The organism is Paraburkholderia sp. J94, from assembly GCF_905220285.1.
Lineage (GTDB): Bacteria > Pseudomonadota > Gammaproteobacteria > Burkholderiales > Burkholderiaceae > Paraburkholderia > Paraburkholderia tropica_A.
In genome coordinates, this window is record NZ_CAJMZH010000017.1 from 169,366 (window position 1) to 184,352 (window position 14,987).

Annotated in this window: 12 protein-coding genes and 2 pseudogenes; 1 reads left to right on the forward strand and 13 read right to left on the reverse strand. The window is 60.9% G+C overall.

All coding sequences use genetic code 11. The annotated features are described in order from the left end of the window. Window positions 1-90: 90 nt before the first annotated feature. The 3 genes and pseudogenes from U4Y88_RS30690 to U4Y88_RS37810 all read right to left on the reverse strand — a co-directional run. Window positions 91-489, reverse strand: a complete 399-nt coding sequence (locus tag U4Y88_RS30690; RefSeq protein ID WP_321788546.1) for a hypothetical protein — start codon at window positions 487-489, stop codon at window positions 91-93. Next, window positions 486-710 (reverse strand): hypothetical protein, encoded by a 225-nt coding sequence (locus tag U4Y88_RS30695; RefSeq protein WP_321788548.1) that lies wholly within the window; start codon window positions 708-710, stop codon window positions 486-488. The genes U4Y88_RS30690 and U4Y88_RS30695 overlap by 4 nt, the downstream gene beginning before the upstream one ends. A gap of 123 nt (window positions 711-833) precedes the next feature. After that, a pseudogene (locus tag U4Y88_RS37810) lies at window positions 834-977 on the reverse strand (RHS repeat-associated core domain-containing protein); the annotation flags it as partial. Here U4Y88_RS37810 and U4Y88_RS30700 point away from each other — a divergent pair. After that, window positions 966-1,280: a SymE family type I addiction module toxin gene (locus U4Y88_RS30700; protein ID WP_321788550.1), complete on the forward strand. Its 315-nt coding sequence runs from the start codon at window positions 966-968 to the stop codon at window positions 1,278-1,280. The pseudogene U4Y88_RS37810 and the gene U4Y88_RS30700 overlap by 12 nt on opposite strands. 35 nt (window positions 1,281-1,315) lie before the next feature. Here U4Y88_RS30700 and U4Y88_RS30705 read toward each other — a convergent pair whose 3' ends face one another. The 10 genes and pseudogenes from U4Y88_RS30705 to U4Y88_RS30750 form a co-directional block, all read right to left on the reverse strand. Further along, complete coding sequence (locus U4Y88_RS30705) at window positions 1,316-1,576, reverse strand: hypothetical protein (protein ID WP_321788552.1); 261 nt, start codon at window positions 1,574-1,576, stop codon at window positions 1,316-1,318. Between the two features lie 344 nt (window positions 1,577-1,920). Further along, window positions 1,921-2,442: pseudogene (locus U4Y88_RS37815) on the reverse strand (RHS repeat-associated core domain-containing protein); the annotation flags it as partial. 424 nt (window positions 2,443-2,866) lie between these two features. Then, a complete protein-coding gene (locus tag U4Y88_RS30715) occupies window positions 2,867-3,460 on the reverse strand; it encodes a hypothetical protein (protein ID WP_321788555.1) in 594 nt (197 codons plus the stop codon). 11 nt (window positions 3,461-3,471) lie between these two features. After that, complete coding sequence (locus U4Y88_RS30720; RefSeq protein ID WP_321788557.1) at window positions 3,472-4,575, reverse strand: RHS repeat-associated core domain-containing protein; 1,104 nt, start codon at window positions 4,573-4,575, stop codon at window positions 3,472-3,474. A 130-nt stretch (window positions 4,576-4,705) separates the two neighbouring features. Continuing rightward, on the reverse strand, window positions 4,706-5,062 hold the full coding sequence (locus U4Y88_RS30725; RefSeq protein WP_321788559.1) for a hypothetical protein: 357 nt from the start codon (window positions 5,060-5,062) through the stop codon (window positions 4,706-4,708). After that, on the reverse strand, window positions 5,063-9,832 hold the full coding sequence (locus U4Y88_RS30730) for an RHS repeat-associated core domain-containing protein (RefSeq protein ID WP_321788560.1): 4,770 nt from the start codon (window positions 9,830-9,832) through the stop codon (window positions 5,063-5,065). It lies immediately after the preceding gene. Window positions 9,833-9,881: 49 nt separating this feature from the next. Further along, on the reverse strand, window positions 9,882-12,659 hold the full coding sequence (gene tssI, locus U4Y88_RS30735; RefSeq protein WP_321788562.1) for a type VI secretion system Vgr family protein: 2,778 nt from the start codon (window positions 12,657-12,659) through the stop codon (window positions 9,882-9,884). 21 nt (window positions 12,660-12,680) lie between these two features. After that, window positions 12,681-12,932 (reverse strand): PAAR domain-containing protein, encoded by a 252-nt coding sequence (locus U4Y88_RS30740; protein WP_321788564.1) that lies wholly within the window; start codon window positions 12,930-12,932, stop codon window positions 12,681-12,683. A 573-nt stretch (window positions 12,933-13,505) separates the two neighbouring features. After that, window positions 13,506-13,871, reverse strand: a complete 366-nt coding sequence (locus tag U4Y88_RS30745) for a response regulator (protein WP_065064350.1) — start codon at window positions 13,869-13,871, stop codon at window positions 13,506-13,508. 41 nt (window positions 13,872-13,912) lie between these two features. Next, window positions 13,913-14,941: a chemotaxis protein CheX gene (locus U4Y88_RS30750; RefSeq protein ID WP_321788566.1), complete on the reverse strand. Its 1,029-nt coding sequence runs from the start codon at window positions 14,939-14,941 to the stop codon at window positions 13,913-13,915. Window positions 14,942-14,987 lie beyond the last annotated feature (46 nt).

The following is a 14,987-nucleotide window of genomic DNA, read 5'->3' on the forward strand; positions in this document are numbered from 1 at the left end:
GGAGGCAGCATGCAAGGATCGACATCGAACACGGGCGGCTCACCATTACCGCTGAATGAACGAGGGGCCGCGTTAGCCGCCCCAAATTCATCATGGTGAAGCCTTCAGTCTTTTCTTCGCCGCCTCAGAAACAAGCTCATCTTCGTCAGAAGCAAGCTGTACCAGAATGTCCTCTGGCACATTTGGATTGCATGCAATCCTGTGCCTAACACTTGCATCGATATCGTGCGCCAAACGCTCAAATGTAGTACGGTTTATTCTTCGCTTTGTTGCCACGTCCCAGCGGACTTCACTGTCGCTGCTTTCCGATAAACGCTCAAGAACATGTCCCGAAATGCTGCTGTTAAACGCAACTTGTCGAGACAGTTCGGGATACTTCGACAATACATCAAACCATACGTCATCTGAAGCGGCTTCGCGAGATTTTAGAAACTCATCTTCGTTATCGCTTTCAACATATCGCTTGAATTCTTCCGCGCTATGAATCATTCCCCGTTTCCCTTGGCATCTCGGCACTTCATATTACCCATGGGCATTGATTTGCCGGTATCGCCCTTATGCTTACTCATGTAGTCGCCGTAAATGTCAGCGTCTTGTTTATGAACAAGATTGTTGCCAACTTGGGCCATTACCTTCCAGGCAGATCCTCCATGCCCTTCGGTATCTTGAGACCACCATAGTTCTGTAGTGGGGTCACGGAGATATTTCACGCGCATTCCGTTTAACATTGCCTCACAGACCCGATCAAAGCGGTTCACTTCCCACTTGTTCCTGCATGGGCATTTAGCGTTCTGATTCGCCTTTGAAGACGCTTGTTTTCTTCCGGCACCTCCCGGCGTCTTTGACAATCCAAGCGGATCAACCCACCCCGTCGGATTAGGCGCATACGCATAAACATTGATCCCCCCCGCCAACCCAATGGGATCCTTGCTAACAAACCGCCCCGTCCCCGGATCATAGTACCGATGCCGGTTGTAAAGAACGCGGACTGCATGGGCGGCAACCCATACAGCCCGCTGACCACCAACAACTCAACACTGGAGTTGATCATGGCGAATGCCAATCTTAAAGCACGTCCACACGTTACGGAACGCTTCGTGACCGTTCAGGAATCTCGACGCGATAGCCGCTCGAAGAAACCCTACTGGCAGCGACCCAAACCGCCGCTTTACCCGTGGCTCAAACTCGCCGGGCGGTGGGTTGAGCAGGCGGGATTCGAGGCAGGCCAGCGCGTCAGAATCAATGTGGAACACGGACGGCTTATCATTACCGCCGAGTAAAAACACGAAGGGCCGCGTCATTAGCGCCCCTTCGTTCATTCATACATCGTCGCAGCAACCAAGATGTCCGCGACAACTCGCCAGTTCATCGCGTCAAGCTTTACCTCATCTGCTATTCCCATATTTTCGTAATAACCGTCCATATCTTCCACCCAAGAAGTGATTCCATCAAGATACGCGCCTGTAGAGGCGTTTTCTATCGGCTCGCCATCTCTTATTGAGTTCACAAAAATTCTCATGAACTCAATAAAGTCTTCTCTCGTCTTCATTGCAGCAACTCTTTTCTGGTCAATCATGACTTCACTCAACGGTCATTGATTGACCGTCCTCCATTTTTAGTCGAATTGACTTACCACCATTTTTGGTAGTCATCTTCCACATTTGCGCATCAACTTCAGCTTTCGATGCCATTTGATATGGCATGCATTTGCGTGCCAACCTGAACGCAGCCAACCTTCTATAGCTTGCCCGCGTTATCCTTCCAAATCTTGGCTTTCAATATACTGGCGTCAAGCGTCCCGTCTTGCAGAGCTTGTGCGTTTCCGCGAACGGTGTAATCGCCCGTCGTATTCTTCGCGCTACTTTGCATAAAGTGCACGCTGGCGGGATCAATAGTGCCGTCTGGACATGGGCATTTACAACGCGTCAGGCCAAGAGGATCAGTCCAACTAATCGGATTCGGTGCGTACTGAAACGCATTGATCCCACCAGCCAGCCCAATCGGATCTTTGGATATGAAACGACCACTCGCCGGATCATAGTACCGATGCCGATTGTAATGCAGCCCGGTCTCACGATCGAAATACTGCCCCGCAAAGCGCAGCGGATTCGTGATCCCGGCCTTCCTCGCCGCCTCGCTGATCGCTTCGTGCGCCTTGCCCCACGCCTGATAGTACGCGTTCCACGCCACCTCGCCCGACGCATCGGTCAACTCACGCGGCGTGCCGATCTGGTCGCAATGGTAGTACGCCAGCGCCGTGAACGGCTGCGGCGTATCGGGCACTTCGGGCGCGTCGGCCGCATCCGCGGAATCCATCACCAGCGCCCCACGCGCCAGCATCATCGGCGTAAAACTGCCCGGCTCGTAGATATAGTGGGTCGTCGCGCGCTGCTCGCAGTCCATCTCGCACGCGAGCGTATCGCCATCCCAGCCGTACACCGTCAGCCCGTAGCCGTGCTCTGCCTTCAGGCGCGCGCGCAGCATATGCCGATAGCCGCTGCCCGCCGCGCTGGAGACCGCCACGTGCGGCTGCGTGAGCTTCGAGATGCGCCGCCCCAGCGCGTCGTAGCGGTACGACGCCTGCATCTTCCGGTCGCTCGCCGAGACCATCCGGTCGAAGCTGTCCCAGTCGAACGTCATGCGCTCTGCTTAAAGCCCGGGGATCCTGTGAACTTCAGCGTCAACTACGTCAATGTCACAGCGACAACTACGCAAATGGGGAACTCGTTACACGCCGCCGCTTTATCAATGGATGAATCTCGCAGGGCCATGGGTTCAAAGCATGCGGGCTTTGAGGCGGGGGCATCGCGTAAGGATCAACGCCGAAAAAGGGCGGCTGACCATTACCGCTGATTGAGCGAAAGAATCATGATGTTTGGATGATAAGCACCCCAGCATAAAGGTCTTCGTGATGCAGATCTGCTTTCAAGAGCAGGTAGCCGATTCCACCTACGAGAATGCTCTTATGTGTAGACGCTGCTCGATTCAAACGAGAGTTGTTAAGCTGAAGGACATAGACCATCGCGTCTCTCTGCTCCTCGTCTTGTACCCATGCTGGAACTCCACCGATTTTTGCAACACCGTTTTCTTCACTGTCGTCCTCAGGATTCGCTATAACGTTAATCAGTTTTGGGGGGGCGATGGGGCTCCCATATCTATCAATAGAGGTGCTACTTGGCCGGTACGCCAGCGCAACACCGCCCTCGGTCATGACCCTATCGATGTATCCATCATCTGCAATCGAATATGGCGAGAAGACAGATACAACCAAATCACTTCTTACTCGCAGCGTCGGAACATATTTGTCAAGAAATTCTGCGGGAAAAGTCGCCACATGAAGCATCGGAGCTCCGCTCGAATCGACAGGCCAATTGAGCGATTCCGGAAAGAATGGATTACCGCCGAAATAGGCAACGGATGGGGTTGGTGTCCCGTCGACGAAGGTTAGTTCGTTGAACATCTACGATTCTCCTAGTTACATGGACAAGGGCAGCCCGACAAAAAACTTTGCGCCTGCTTTCTAAGCTCACGGGCACGCGAGGCAGGAACACCTGCTTGGCGCAAAGCCCCTTGCCAAACATCCATCTGACGCTTCGTAGGCAAGCCGTCTGGGCCAAATTGGAACTCATCGCGGCCGACCTTCAAATGAAGAACTGCCAGTACGCTCTCGTTTTTGTGAACTTCAGTATGCATCGACCGCGGGAGAGCAATTGACGGGTTTGCTTTGTTGCGAACTCCTTCGGGAGTTAAACCCATTTGCTCCAAAGCTTCATTTCGCACGAATTCATGTGTATCTAACCCATCACCAGAATTCGCCTTTCCAGTTAATGCCCCATAAGTGCCGAGTTGGCATTTACGAGCCAGTCCCAGCGGATCGACCCACCCCGTCGGATTAGGCGCATACGCATAAACATTGATCCCCCCCGCCAACCCAATGGGATCCTTGCTAACAAATCGCCCCGTCCCCGGATCATAGTACCGATGCCGGTTGTAATGCAGCCCGGTCTCACGATCGAAATACTGCCCCGCAAAGCGCAGCGGATTCGCGATCCCGGCCTTCCTCGCCGCCTCGCTGATCGCTTCGTGCGCCTTGCCCCAAGCCTGATAGTACGCGTTCCACGCCACCTCGCCCGACGCATCGGTCAACTCACGCGGCGTGCCGATCTGGTCGCAATGGTAGTACGCCAGCGCCGTGAACGGCTGCGGCGTATCGGGCACATCGGGCGCGTCGGCCGCATCCGCGGAATCCATCACCAGCGCCCCGCGCGCCAGCATCATCGGCGTAAAGCTACCCGGCTCGTAGATATAGTGGGTCGTCGCGCGCTGCTCGCAGTCCAACTCGCACGCGAGCGTATCGCCATCCCAGCCGTACACCGTCAGCCCGTAGCCGTGCTCCGCCTTCAGCCGCGCGCGCAGCATATCCCGATAGCCGCTGCCCGCCGCGCTGGAGACCGCCACGTGCGGCTGAGTGTGCTTCGAAATGCGCCGCCCCAGCGCGTCGTAGCGGTACGACGCCTGCATCTTCCGGTCGCTCGCCGAAACCATCCGGTCGAAGCTGTCCCAGCCGAACGTCATGCGCTCGCCGACTAGATCGAGCGCGCCGGATTCACTCCAGGCAGCGCGTAAGGATCAACATTGAATACGGGCGACTAACCATACCGTCGAGTAGAAACACATAGGGCCGCGTTAGCGTCCCCATGTGTTTCTACGATTCATCTTCCAGGCATTGCTCATCAAGAAATATTAATTCATCAAGATTTTCGAATACATCTTTCATGTATTTGAATCTACTCAATTTATCAGCGTTCTTTCCTTCAGTAAAAGATAGATTTATAAGTGTCTTACATCTACTCACCCCATCCACCCACTCTTTCGCATGAGAGACGTAGTTATCTCCGATTTTCAACCTATCCGCGTACAAACCAGAATATAAAAAATATACTCCAAAATATTCGCTATCATGCTCCACAAACATTAGATCCATAATTGACCCAAGAAGAGCACGAATTTCGCTTTTGTCTTTATCAGTACCGTACTTCAGGAAGTAGGATTTCCTCATCATTTACTCTCCACACCTTCCCGGAATACGAATTCCATTACTGTTTTTAGCTTTAACATCATCCGGTGACGCAAAAATCATTGCATTGACATCTCGACCACCTGACATCTTGGACATTTTTTGCAATGTATCATCAATTCCTAGCTGCTTAGCTAGATCGCTACCCATCTCAATAGGTCTGGTACGACCACCTTTTCCTATTCCTAACGCTTCGGCCCTCTCATACAGGTCAGGATGTGAAATTGCCACATCAAAATCACTCACGCGGCCAACGTCGAACGGCTGTCCTGTCGAAAAGCTAACTCCTGACGTGGCGCTGCCCTGCATGTACGACGTGGCTCCAGGAAACCCGGCTTTGCTGAGTCCTGCTTGAAGCGCCTGACCAAACTGTTTGAATTGGCCAAAGCTTTTGAACCCAAATGGAATCCCACATTTCAATCCGAACGGATCGACCCACCCCGTCGGATTCGGCGCATACGCATAAACATTGATCCCCCCCGCCAACCCAATGGGATCCTTGCTCACAAACCGCCCCGTCCCCGGATCATAGTACCGATGCCGGTTGTAATGCAGCCCGGTCTCACGATCGAAATACTGCCCCGCAAAGCGCAGCGGATTCGTGATCCCGGCCTTCCTCGCCGCCTCGCTGATCGCTTCGTGCGCCTTGCCCCACGCCTGATAGTACGCGTTCCACGCCACCTCGCCCGACGCATCGGTCAACTCACGCGGCGTGCCGATCTGGTCGCAATGGTAGTACGCCAGCGCCGTGAACGGCTGCGGCGTATCGGGCACGTCGGGCACGTCGGGCACCTCGGCCGCATCCGCAGAATCCATCACCAGCGCCCCGCGCGCCAGCATCATCGGCGTAAAACTGCCCGGCTCGTAGATATAGTGCGTCGTCGCGCGCTGCTCGCAGTCCAACTCGCACGCGAGCGTATCGCCATCCCAGCCGTACACCGTCAGCCCGTAGCCGTGCTCTGCCTTCAGGCGCGCGCGCAGCATATCCCGATAGCCGCTGCCCGCCGCGCTGGAGACCGCCACGTGCGGCTGCGTGTGCTTCGAGATGCGCCGCCCCAGCGCGTCGTAGCGGTACGACGCCTGCATCTTCCGGTCGCTCGCCGAGACCATCCGGTCGAAGCTGTCCCAGTCGAACGTCATGCGCTCGCCGTTGTGACTGCGCTCGCTCAGGTTGCCGCGATCGTCGTACGCGTAGTGCGTCCCCGCAAACTCCTTCAGCAGGTTGTCCAGCAGCGGCGCGGACAGCTTGCCGCCCAGCACACCGATACCGTGCTCATCGAGCGCGGTCGGGATGCGGATGTTGCTCGCCGGGTCGAAGCCGAACTTCTCCTCGCCGTACGCGCCCTGGGCTCGCGTGAGCCGACCCAGCGGGTCGTACGCATAGCGCGTTTCGCCGCGTCGCATGTCGGCGATCTGCGTCAGTTGGCCGGCCGCGTCGAAGCCGTAGCGGCGCTCGGCCACCTTGCCGCCCGTGCCCTGCAACACCTGGCGAGCGAGCCGGCCCGCCTCGTCGTACGCCGTGGTCTGCGTCAGGCCGTTCGCGAGTTCACGTCCGGTTTCCCGGTGCGCGTCGTCGCGCGTGAAGTCCGCCACTGTCGCGCCATCGAGCAGCAGTCCGTGCACATGGCCGCTCCCGTAGGTCAGCCAGTCGAGGCGGTGGCCGTCCGGGCGCACCGTCGCCCGGCGCACGCCCAGTTCGTCGTATTCGTGGCGCCACACGAACGTGCGAGCCTCGCTCCCGCCCAGCATGTGCACTTCCTCGCGTGCGAGGTTGCCCAGGGCGTCGTAGGTGCGCCTCACACGTGCGTCGCCGTTGAGCGCCTGCAGCACGCGCCCGAAGCCATCGTAGGCGTACGTCTCCTCATCCACGTGCACATCGCCCTGCGGCTCAGTGAACACGCGCCCCCGGTCAGTGGACTGCGCCTGCCAGCCCCGGCGGCGCGCAAGGCGCCCCATCGCGTCGTAGCCGAACGACTGCATCACACCGCCGCAAAGGCGATGTGTCACCTGTCCGTTCGGCGCGCGATAGTACTGCGTGGTACGACCGTCGAAATCCGTCTGCGCGTTCAGGCGGCCGTACTCGTCATAGCCGAACACGTATTCGCTGCGGTTTTCGTTGCGCAGCTTCGTGATCTGGCCGAGCCGGTTCCAGACATATTCCAGCGCATCGCCACGCGCGTTGACGCGCTTCGCGAGCAGGCCCGCGTCCGTGTAGTGGTACTGCGTCTGCCGCGCGAGCGCGTCGGTATGCGTGAGCAAGCGACCTTCGGCGTCGCGCGCGAACGCTTCCTGCGAGCCGTCCGGGTGGATCAGCGCGGCCAGTTGCCCGGCCTCGTACCCGTAGCGGGTCGCCTCGCCCGCAGCGTTCTTCGCCTCGATGAGCCGCCCGCGTGCGTCGTACTTCCACGTGGAGGTCTTGCCCGAGCAGTCGGTGAAGCTGGCGATCTGGCCGTCCGCACGCCACGCGATCTGCTTTTTGCCGCCCTTCGCGTCGATGATGCCGGTCGGCAGACCTTCGCGGCTGTACTCGTACTTCGTCACATGCCCGAGCGGATCGGTCGTCTCGATGACGTTGCCCCTGCTGTCGTAGTACCGCTCCCAGCGATAGCCCTCCGCGTCCTGGATGCCGGTGAGATTGTCGTGCCGGTCATGCACGTAGTACGTCGTGCGGCCGTCCTGCGTGGTATGCGAGGCGAGGTTGCTGCGCTCGTCCCACGTGAACGACTCTTCCGTACCGTCGGGATGCACGTGGCGCGTGACGTTCTTCGCCGCGTCGCGGAAGAACCATTCCTCCGTGCTGTCCGCATGGACGACACGATACGGATAGCCGTTGATGTCGTAATACTGCTGCGTGGTATTGCCCAGCGCATCGGTCACGAACGTCAGGCGCAGCCGGTCATGCCACGCCAGGCGCGTGTCGAACGTGCCGTCGTCGGCCCACTCGCGCACGGCCTTCGCATCCAGGTCCGTCCCGTCCCACTGCAGGTTCACGCCGCGCCCGGTGCGATCGGTGTAGCGGGTGACGAGATGATGCGCGTATCCATAGGACCACGACGCGTCGTTCTCGTCGCTCGCGCCGGCAAGGTCACCCGCTTCGTCGTAGCGGTAGGACGCGAGCGTGCGCGCAGGCTGACCCTTGTCGTCGAGCAGCACAATGCGCGTGATGCGCCCGGCTTCGTCGTGCGTGAACGCGATGCGCTCGCCCGCGCCGGTCACGAGGCTCGCCAGTTGCCCGCCGGCATACCCGAGCGCGATGGCGTTGCCCGAGCGGTCCGCGACCTGCGTCAACCGGTAGCGCGCGCCTTCGCGCCGGAACGTCTCCGTGATCACCGCACCGTGGCGCAGCGTGATCTCGTCGGCGCAGACGCGCGTGAGCGTGATCTGCTCGACCGGATCGTAGTGCGACTTGCCGGCTGCCGGTAACGGATGGGTGACGCTGCGCCCGGACGCGTCGTGATGCACGAGCTTCGTGCCGTCGACTTCAAGACTCGCGTGAAACGGTGTGGTCCAGCGCGGACCGATCGGGCCTTGCCCGTCATGCGCGCCGAAGTTCGAACGATAGGTGCGCGCCCATTCCACCGGGATCACGCCCGGCAGCACGAAGTCGGTATGGGTGAACGTCTCTTCGCCCAGCGCAAATCCGATCGACAGCGGCGTGCCCGGCGCCGGCTGGCCCTGGGCGCAGAGCTTGCACCCCGGCGGCGGCTTCTGCGCCATCGCTTCATCGCTACGCGACTCGACCTGGTTCCCGTCGTGCTGCTTCTTTGCCTGACTGGGGTCGTTGCGCTTCACGGTCGCCTCAATGGCGCGCCGTTTTTTCTCATAGACCTGAAGCGCGCGGATCAGGATGTTGATCATGTACATGATCGTGCCGGCATCGTCGCGCGACAGGCTCGCGAGTTTCTCCCTGACCGCCGGAATGAAACGGCGCAAGTCCGCAGCCAGCTCATGGACCTGCTGTGTGGCGCTCTGTGGCAGGACGCCGGCCACCGCACCCGCCATCACATTGGCTTCCGATTTCAGCGCCGCCTTGCCGACCTCCTGCACCGCGCCGAACAGGTTGTCGATCGTCTTCAACGGCGAATGCACGAGCGCGCTGGCCGATACCTGCGACGCGTGCTTGCGCGCCGCGCGCAGGTTGTCACCCGGATGCGTCAGCTGGCCGCTCGCGATGCGCACCGCGATCTGGTCCAGCCCATCGGCGAGCTTGCGCAGCATCTCTTCGGCCTTGTCTGCGCAGGCGTTCAGGATTTCCGCCAGCCGGGCCTTCGCCTGCTCGACGAACGGCTGGAGCTCACCCATGAGCGTGGCGGTGACGTGCGCGGCAATCACGCCGACAATCGCGTCACCCAGTTCCTTCGACCCGGCCTTCACGGTCTGGCGAACGATGCCCAGCGTCGGGCGCAGCGACATGCGCGCCGCCGCCGTGCCCGGCGGGATGGGCAGCACGCCGATCAGGTTGATGCCGAGGCTCGCCCAGTCCAGCGCCTGCTCGATCGCGGGCCGGTGCGTGTGACGGCTCTCGTAGAGCGTGACGATGTCGCCGCACAGGTCGACGGCCGCGATGATGTTGCCGAGTATCGGCAAGGCGGCGGAGAATTCCTTGACACGCTCCAGCGTGACATAGTCGCCGGTCTGTTCGCGCAGCCAGTGGTCGAAGCGCTGCTCGCCCGAGGCCAGGTCGGCGACGAGCACATTGTTCAGCGGGACGATAGCCGCGTCGACAGCGGCGTTGACGGATTGCTGGGAGGCCATGAATGACGGAGGTCTTGTTCTTCGGTTCTTCGGGGACGCCGATGGCGGTTCAGGAAACCGCGGCGGCCTGTGCGTCGATGGGTTGTGCATCGGCGGGCTGCCACGCCGGCGGATCCTGGTAGCTGCCGATCACCCACGGATCGTGCGGATCGTGACCGAGCGCCACGCTCACCGCGCCCGGCGCGAGGTTGCTGACCAGGGCGCGGCCGTTTGAATCGAGCGTGCCGCTGTGCACTGCGCCCAGGCTGTCCGTCACCTTGAAGTCACTGCCGCCCACCGGCGCACCCGTGACGTACTTCCGCAATATTTCGAGCTGGCCCGGTCCCGAGCGGGGCGACGCCGGAAAGCCGCTGCCCTTCGCCTGCGGGCCATCGGTGGAGTGGCCCGCTGCGTGAATGTGATGCTGGCCGTTCGTGAAACCGAGCAACCCCTGCGGGCTGATCTCCAGCTCCGTGCCGCCGCCGTTCAGGCGGATGCCCTGTTTCGCCCTCAGCTCGATCCAGTCAGTTGTGCTGATGAGTTCCAGCGCCTTCTTCGCGATGATCTCGATCCGGTCGTCCTGCGCTTCGACATGCACCTTGCCGGAAGCAGCGACCAGCATGATGCCGAGCTTCTGCACGAAGACCGAGAACACGTTGGCGATGCTGGCGAGAAACGATTTGCCCGCCGCAACGCCGATGTGCCCGCCCGTGGTCAGCGCCAGATTCTGGTCGCTCGCGATGTGCGTGCTGCCTGCCGTCGTGGTTTCGATACCGGCGGGACTGGCCAGTACCAGGTGCGGCGCCGTGAACTCGGGAAAATCCTTGCCGTCGGAGTCGCCGCTGCCGCGGATGGCGTCGTTCTGCTCCTTGAGCGACCTCGCGACATCGCTCTGGTCGGCATCGTGCTGCTGGGCGCCATGCTCCTGCGCCAGTCCGGCCAGACTTTCCTGAAGATCACGCGCCTGCGTGAGCCTCGTCACCGTCTCGCCGATGTCCTTCGCGTGATTTTTTGCATTGCTGCGCGCCTCGGTCGACACGAGCAAGCCCTTTGCGGCGCGCAGCACGCCCCACAGGTCGGTGCGCAGTTCGAAGCCCGTGCCGCGTGCGTCCTGCCGCCCCTGGTTGCCCAGCAGCCGGCGAATAAATCCCAGGCTGAGGATGGATGCGCCGTGGTCGCTGAACAGCTGGGCCTGCAACTCGCCCTTCGTGTCGTCGAAGGCAAGGTGGTTGGCCTGGCCGCCGCCATCGAAACTCCGGCTACGCATGCCCGAAACGGTCTGGTTGCCCGGCAGCCTCCACGAAGGCGGATTCGCGCCGTTGGCCGGGCAGCCCACGATAATCGGCAGGTCGGGATCGCCATTGATGTGATCGACCAGCACTTCTGTGCCGATGCGCGGGATGAACGATGCCCCCATCTGGCTGCCCTGCCACGGCATGGCCACGCGCACCCAGATGCCTGCGCTTTCGTCGAACTGCCCGAGACGGTCCCACGGAAACTGGAGCTTCACGCGATGCTGGGCATCGACCCAGACGTCATGGCCTTCGGGGCCGACCACCACCGCATATTCCGGCCCGCTCGTGCGCGGCTTGCGGGCGGTTTGCGGCATGCGGAAGTAGATATTCGACGGCAGCGCCTCGAAGTCGGACTCGCACGTGAACGTCTGGGGCGCCCCGGCCTCGACGCCCACTTCGCGGATGTCCAGCGTGCAGGAAACGACGATATATTCGCGATTGGCCTTCTGCTGGGGATAGCCCTCGAGCGTGAAGCTCCGGCCCGTCACAAGCCCGCGCAGATTGCCGTGCCCCTTCGTGCGCAGCCCTTCGCAATGCAGGGCCTCCATGCTCACGCGCGCCAGATGGGCCGCCTCCGCGCGCCCGTCGTTCGGTTCGCCGCTCAGCCCGCTCCAGCCCGCCAGCGGCTGGGCAAAATCCCCCCACTGATAGACCTCGAGATTCGCGTTGGCCGTATCGCGCGGCATCTCGCTACGTTCCGAAAAGGGCGTGAACTGCTCGCCCATGCGCGGCGACATGTAATCGAAATCGACGTTCGTAACCTTGCCGGTCGTGAGCGTGCTCGTTACCGAAAACGCATCGATGTGCTCTTCGTCGATGCGCCTCGCGCCCGGAGCAAGATAGCGGACCGTTTCATGCGCGGGACCGTGAGAACGAAACGCGCCCAGCGTGTCGGCCAGTATCAGACGATGAAAGCCGCCTGAGTGTTCGTACCACCACCAGAGCCCCCACTCTTCCCACAGGCGCTGCAGGAAATCGAAGTCGGTTTCGAAGTGCTGCCGCTGCACATCGCGCTTCGGATAACCGTCCTTCAATCCGGGACCGGCGAGGCGCAGCTCATGGGAATACCCGTACTTTTTCAGCACCGTCCCAGATATCTCGACGACGTCCATGCCCTGGAACAACCGGCAGTCCTGCGAACGGGTCGCCAGATGCAGCCACGGACGGATCACGAGCCGGTAGACAATGGAGCGGCCTTCCTCCCGCACGATGCACGCCGAATCGACCAGCCCGGTGATCTCCCTTGTGTACGCGCCAATATTGCCCGCGCCGAGGTTGCCCGGCATCCCGGGAATGAAGGTGCCGATACCCGTGATTTCGATCGACACGGTCACTTCCGTGCCCACCAGCGCATCGAGATCGACATTGGCGCCCACGCTGCGCGAGAAGTTCAGCGCATCCGGCGTCTTCGCCTCGATGGTGTATTGCGAGAGCTTGCCCAGCGCCTCGGTGCCCCAAAGACCCGTGGGCACGAGCACGGGCTTGCCGTCGAAAGTCGTGGGAAGCGCAGCCCCCGAAAGGGCAAGCGTGCGTGGCTGCGAGGGTGTGTACATGGACATGACGGGAAACGAAGATCAGGCGCGCACGAGCGTGGCGCCACACGCGGTTTTGTCGCCGAGATAGGCGACACGGGTGCCCGCGTGAGTACGCTGACCGAGGGCGATGATCGGGAAAGGGCCGCCGCATTTCGGGCACATCACGAGATGACCATCGAGCGCGACCTGGATACCCATGTGGGTCAGATCCCCCGAGGCCTGGATGACTTTGCCGCCGTGATCGGTGGTGTCGCCAAGCCGTGCCATGTCGCGACCGTGTGTGTCTTTCATCTGCGCCGTCCTCGCTCCGGGTTTCAGTGGAAAACTGGCCCGTTGCGGATTGCGGTGATTGCGCCTGCGCGACGCGCAGCATCATTTGTTGTGCAGACAACGGCCTCGGCAATAGATATCACCGAAGAGGGTCGGACTCAATTTTCAAGACGTGGATTTGACATCGCTTAACAGAAAGCTGCGCCGCACACGACCCTCGTCATGCGAAATTCAAATCACTTGACGTATCCATAAACGGCCTCGTAAAAAATGGCGTTTTGAGACAAACGCCGACGATCGATGGCGGTTCATCGCGCCACACCACGGCCTGCTCGACTCCTTGAAACACACTGGCAACGACTTCGCGTTTCGGGGCCAACACATTTCCATCGCGTTAATGGACCGACTGCTTTCGATACCGCTCAGATTTAATATTTTGGATAACTTAGTGATAAAAATGAGAAATTCCATTCACTCGTTATTTACATCCACATGGATGGCTCACGAAAACAGGCCATGAATGCGGAATCAAAAGAAAAAGGCCTGCAAACGCAGGCCTTTTTTTCATGGGCGCACGAATCGCTCAGTCAGCGATCACCCCGCCATCTTCCTGAACGTCTCCAGCACCGCCTCGCCCTTGAACGGCTTGACGATCCAGCCACGCACGCCGGCGGCCTTGCCGCGCTCCTTCATCGCCGGGCTGCTTTCCGTGGTGAGCATCACCACGTTGACCGCCGTGTTCGCGAGTTCGCTGCGGATCTTTTCGACCATCGTGAGGCCGTCCATGTTCGGCATGTTCACGTCGCTCACGACGAGCTTCACGCCCGGATTCGCCTTCAGCTTCGCGAGGCCGTCCTTGCCGTCCACCGCCGTATCGACGTCGAGGCCGTTCTTGCGCAGAAAGCCCGCGACTTCGTCGCGCACCGTGCTCGAATCGTCCACCACCAGAATCTTTGCCATGTTGTCTCTTTCCTTTGCGCCGTGTGCGGCGCATCTTGACGTCAAAACAGTTCGAGTTCGCCGCTCACCGGTTCCGGCTCGGCGGCGGCCGCGGCCAGAGCGGCCGTCTCGTCGAAACCTTCGCGCGACCAGCCGAGGCTGAACACGAAACGCTGATCGATCACCGCCTCGCGGCCCGTCTTCGGACACGTGAGCCGGTACTTGATGCACAGCTGCGGATTGTCCGAGCCGAACGACAAATAGCGCCGCCGATGATTGATGAGCAGCGGCACCTGCACCTGCGCACGCACCCAGCCGCCATCGCCGGCTTCATCACCCGAACCCGCACCCGCACCCGCACCTGCACCCGCATGACGCGCGTGGCCGAGATAGCGGTTGCGAAACGCGCCCCACACCAGATTCGTGAGTTCGCCGAGCACACCGTTCAGATCGCGGAAATCGCTCGCTTCCTCGCGCGCGCCGCGCCCTTCGCGCGGCGGCAGCATGTCGATGAGCGGCGTCTCCTCGGTCTGCATCAGCAGCCAGCCACGGCACCACGCGGTCTCGATCGGGATCAGCGTGAGCACCTCGCCGAAAATGATGCGGTCGCGCACGATGCTCGGCGTGTCCCAGTTCACTTCGAGGCCCGGAAACAGCCCGCGCAGACGGCCGAGCGTCATGTCGGCGATACCGTCCACGAGCGGGTCCGGGTAGTCCTGCGAAAACACATGCGCGTCGAGCGCGGCGTGCAGCGACTCGGGATCGCGCTCGTCCCAGCTCGCGCGCGGCACGCGCCGCAGCGCTTCGGGCAATTCGCCGTCCGTGGTCCGGCGCAGCACGATCGGCAGTTCCGGGCGCTCCACTTCGAGCGCCACGGCCACCGCCGCCGCCGCTTCGGCCGAACCGCCGAAGTCCTCGCCGAGCAGCACGCCGCCCAGGTCGTAGTGCGCATGCAGCGCGGCCGCGAGCGCATCACGGCGCACCGGCACGCCCATCAGGCGATGCGCGGCATCGGGTTGCGCCAGCGCCAGCGCGCGGGCGGAATCGCTTTCGAGCAGCAGCACCTTGCTGACCGGCTTGTTCGTATTCATACGTCTCTTTCCGACTTCCCTGCTTTACGTCACCGACGCGCACGCG

What these genes read in the sequence shown, in the direction of transcription:
- U4Y88_RS30720 (WP_321788557.1), bottom strand. Translation starts at nt 4,575, where the DNA reads ATGACGTTCGGCTGGGACAGCTTCGACCGGATGGTTTCGGCGAGCGAC.
- U4Y88_RS30745 (WP_065064350.1), bottom strand. Translation starts at nt 13,871, where the DNA reads ATGGCAAAGATTCTGGTGGTGGACGATTCGAGCACGGTGCGCGACGAA.
- U4Y88_RS30730 (WP_321788560.1), bottom strand. Translation starts at nt 9,832, where the DNA reads ATGGCCTCCCAGCAATCCGTCAACGCCGCTGTCGACGCGGCTATCGTC.
- U4Y88_RS30715 (WP_321788555.1), bottom strand. Translation starts at nt 3,460, where the DNA reads ATGTTCAACGAACTAACCTTCGTCGACGGGACACCAACCCCATCCGTT.
- U4Y88_RS30740 (WP_321788564.1), bottom strand. Translation starts at nt 12,932, where the DNA reads ATGAAAGACACACACGGTCGCGACATGGCACGGCTTGGCGACACCACC.
- U4Y88_RS30700 (WP_321788550.1), top strand. Translation starts at nt 966, where the DNA reads ATGCCGGTTGTAAAGAACGCGGACTGCATGGGCGGCAACCCATACAGC.
- U4Y88_RS30690 (WP_321788546.1), bottom strand. Translation starts at nt 489, where the DNA reads ATGATTCATAGCGCGGAAGAATTCAAGCGATATGTTGAAAGCGATAAC.
- U4Y88_RS30705 (WP_321788552.1), bottom strand. Translation starts at nt 1,576, where the DNA reads ATGATTGACCAGAAAAGAGTTGCTGCAATGAAGACGAGAGAAGACTTT.
- U4Y88_RS30750 (WP_321788566.1), bottom strand. Translation starts at nt 14,941, where the DNA reads ATGAATACGAACAAGCCGGTCAGCAAGGTGCTGCTGCTCGAAAGCGAT.
- tssI (WP_321788562.1), bottom strand. Translation starts at nt 12,659, where the DNA reads ATGTACACACCCTCGCAGCCACGCACGCTTGCCCTTTCGGGGGCTGCG.
- U4Y88_RS30725 (WP_321788559.1), bottom strand. Translation starts at nt 5,062, where the DNA reads ATGATGAGGAAATCCTACTTCCTGAAGTACGGTACTGATAAAGACAAA.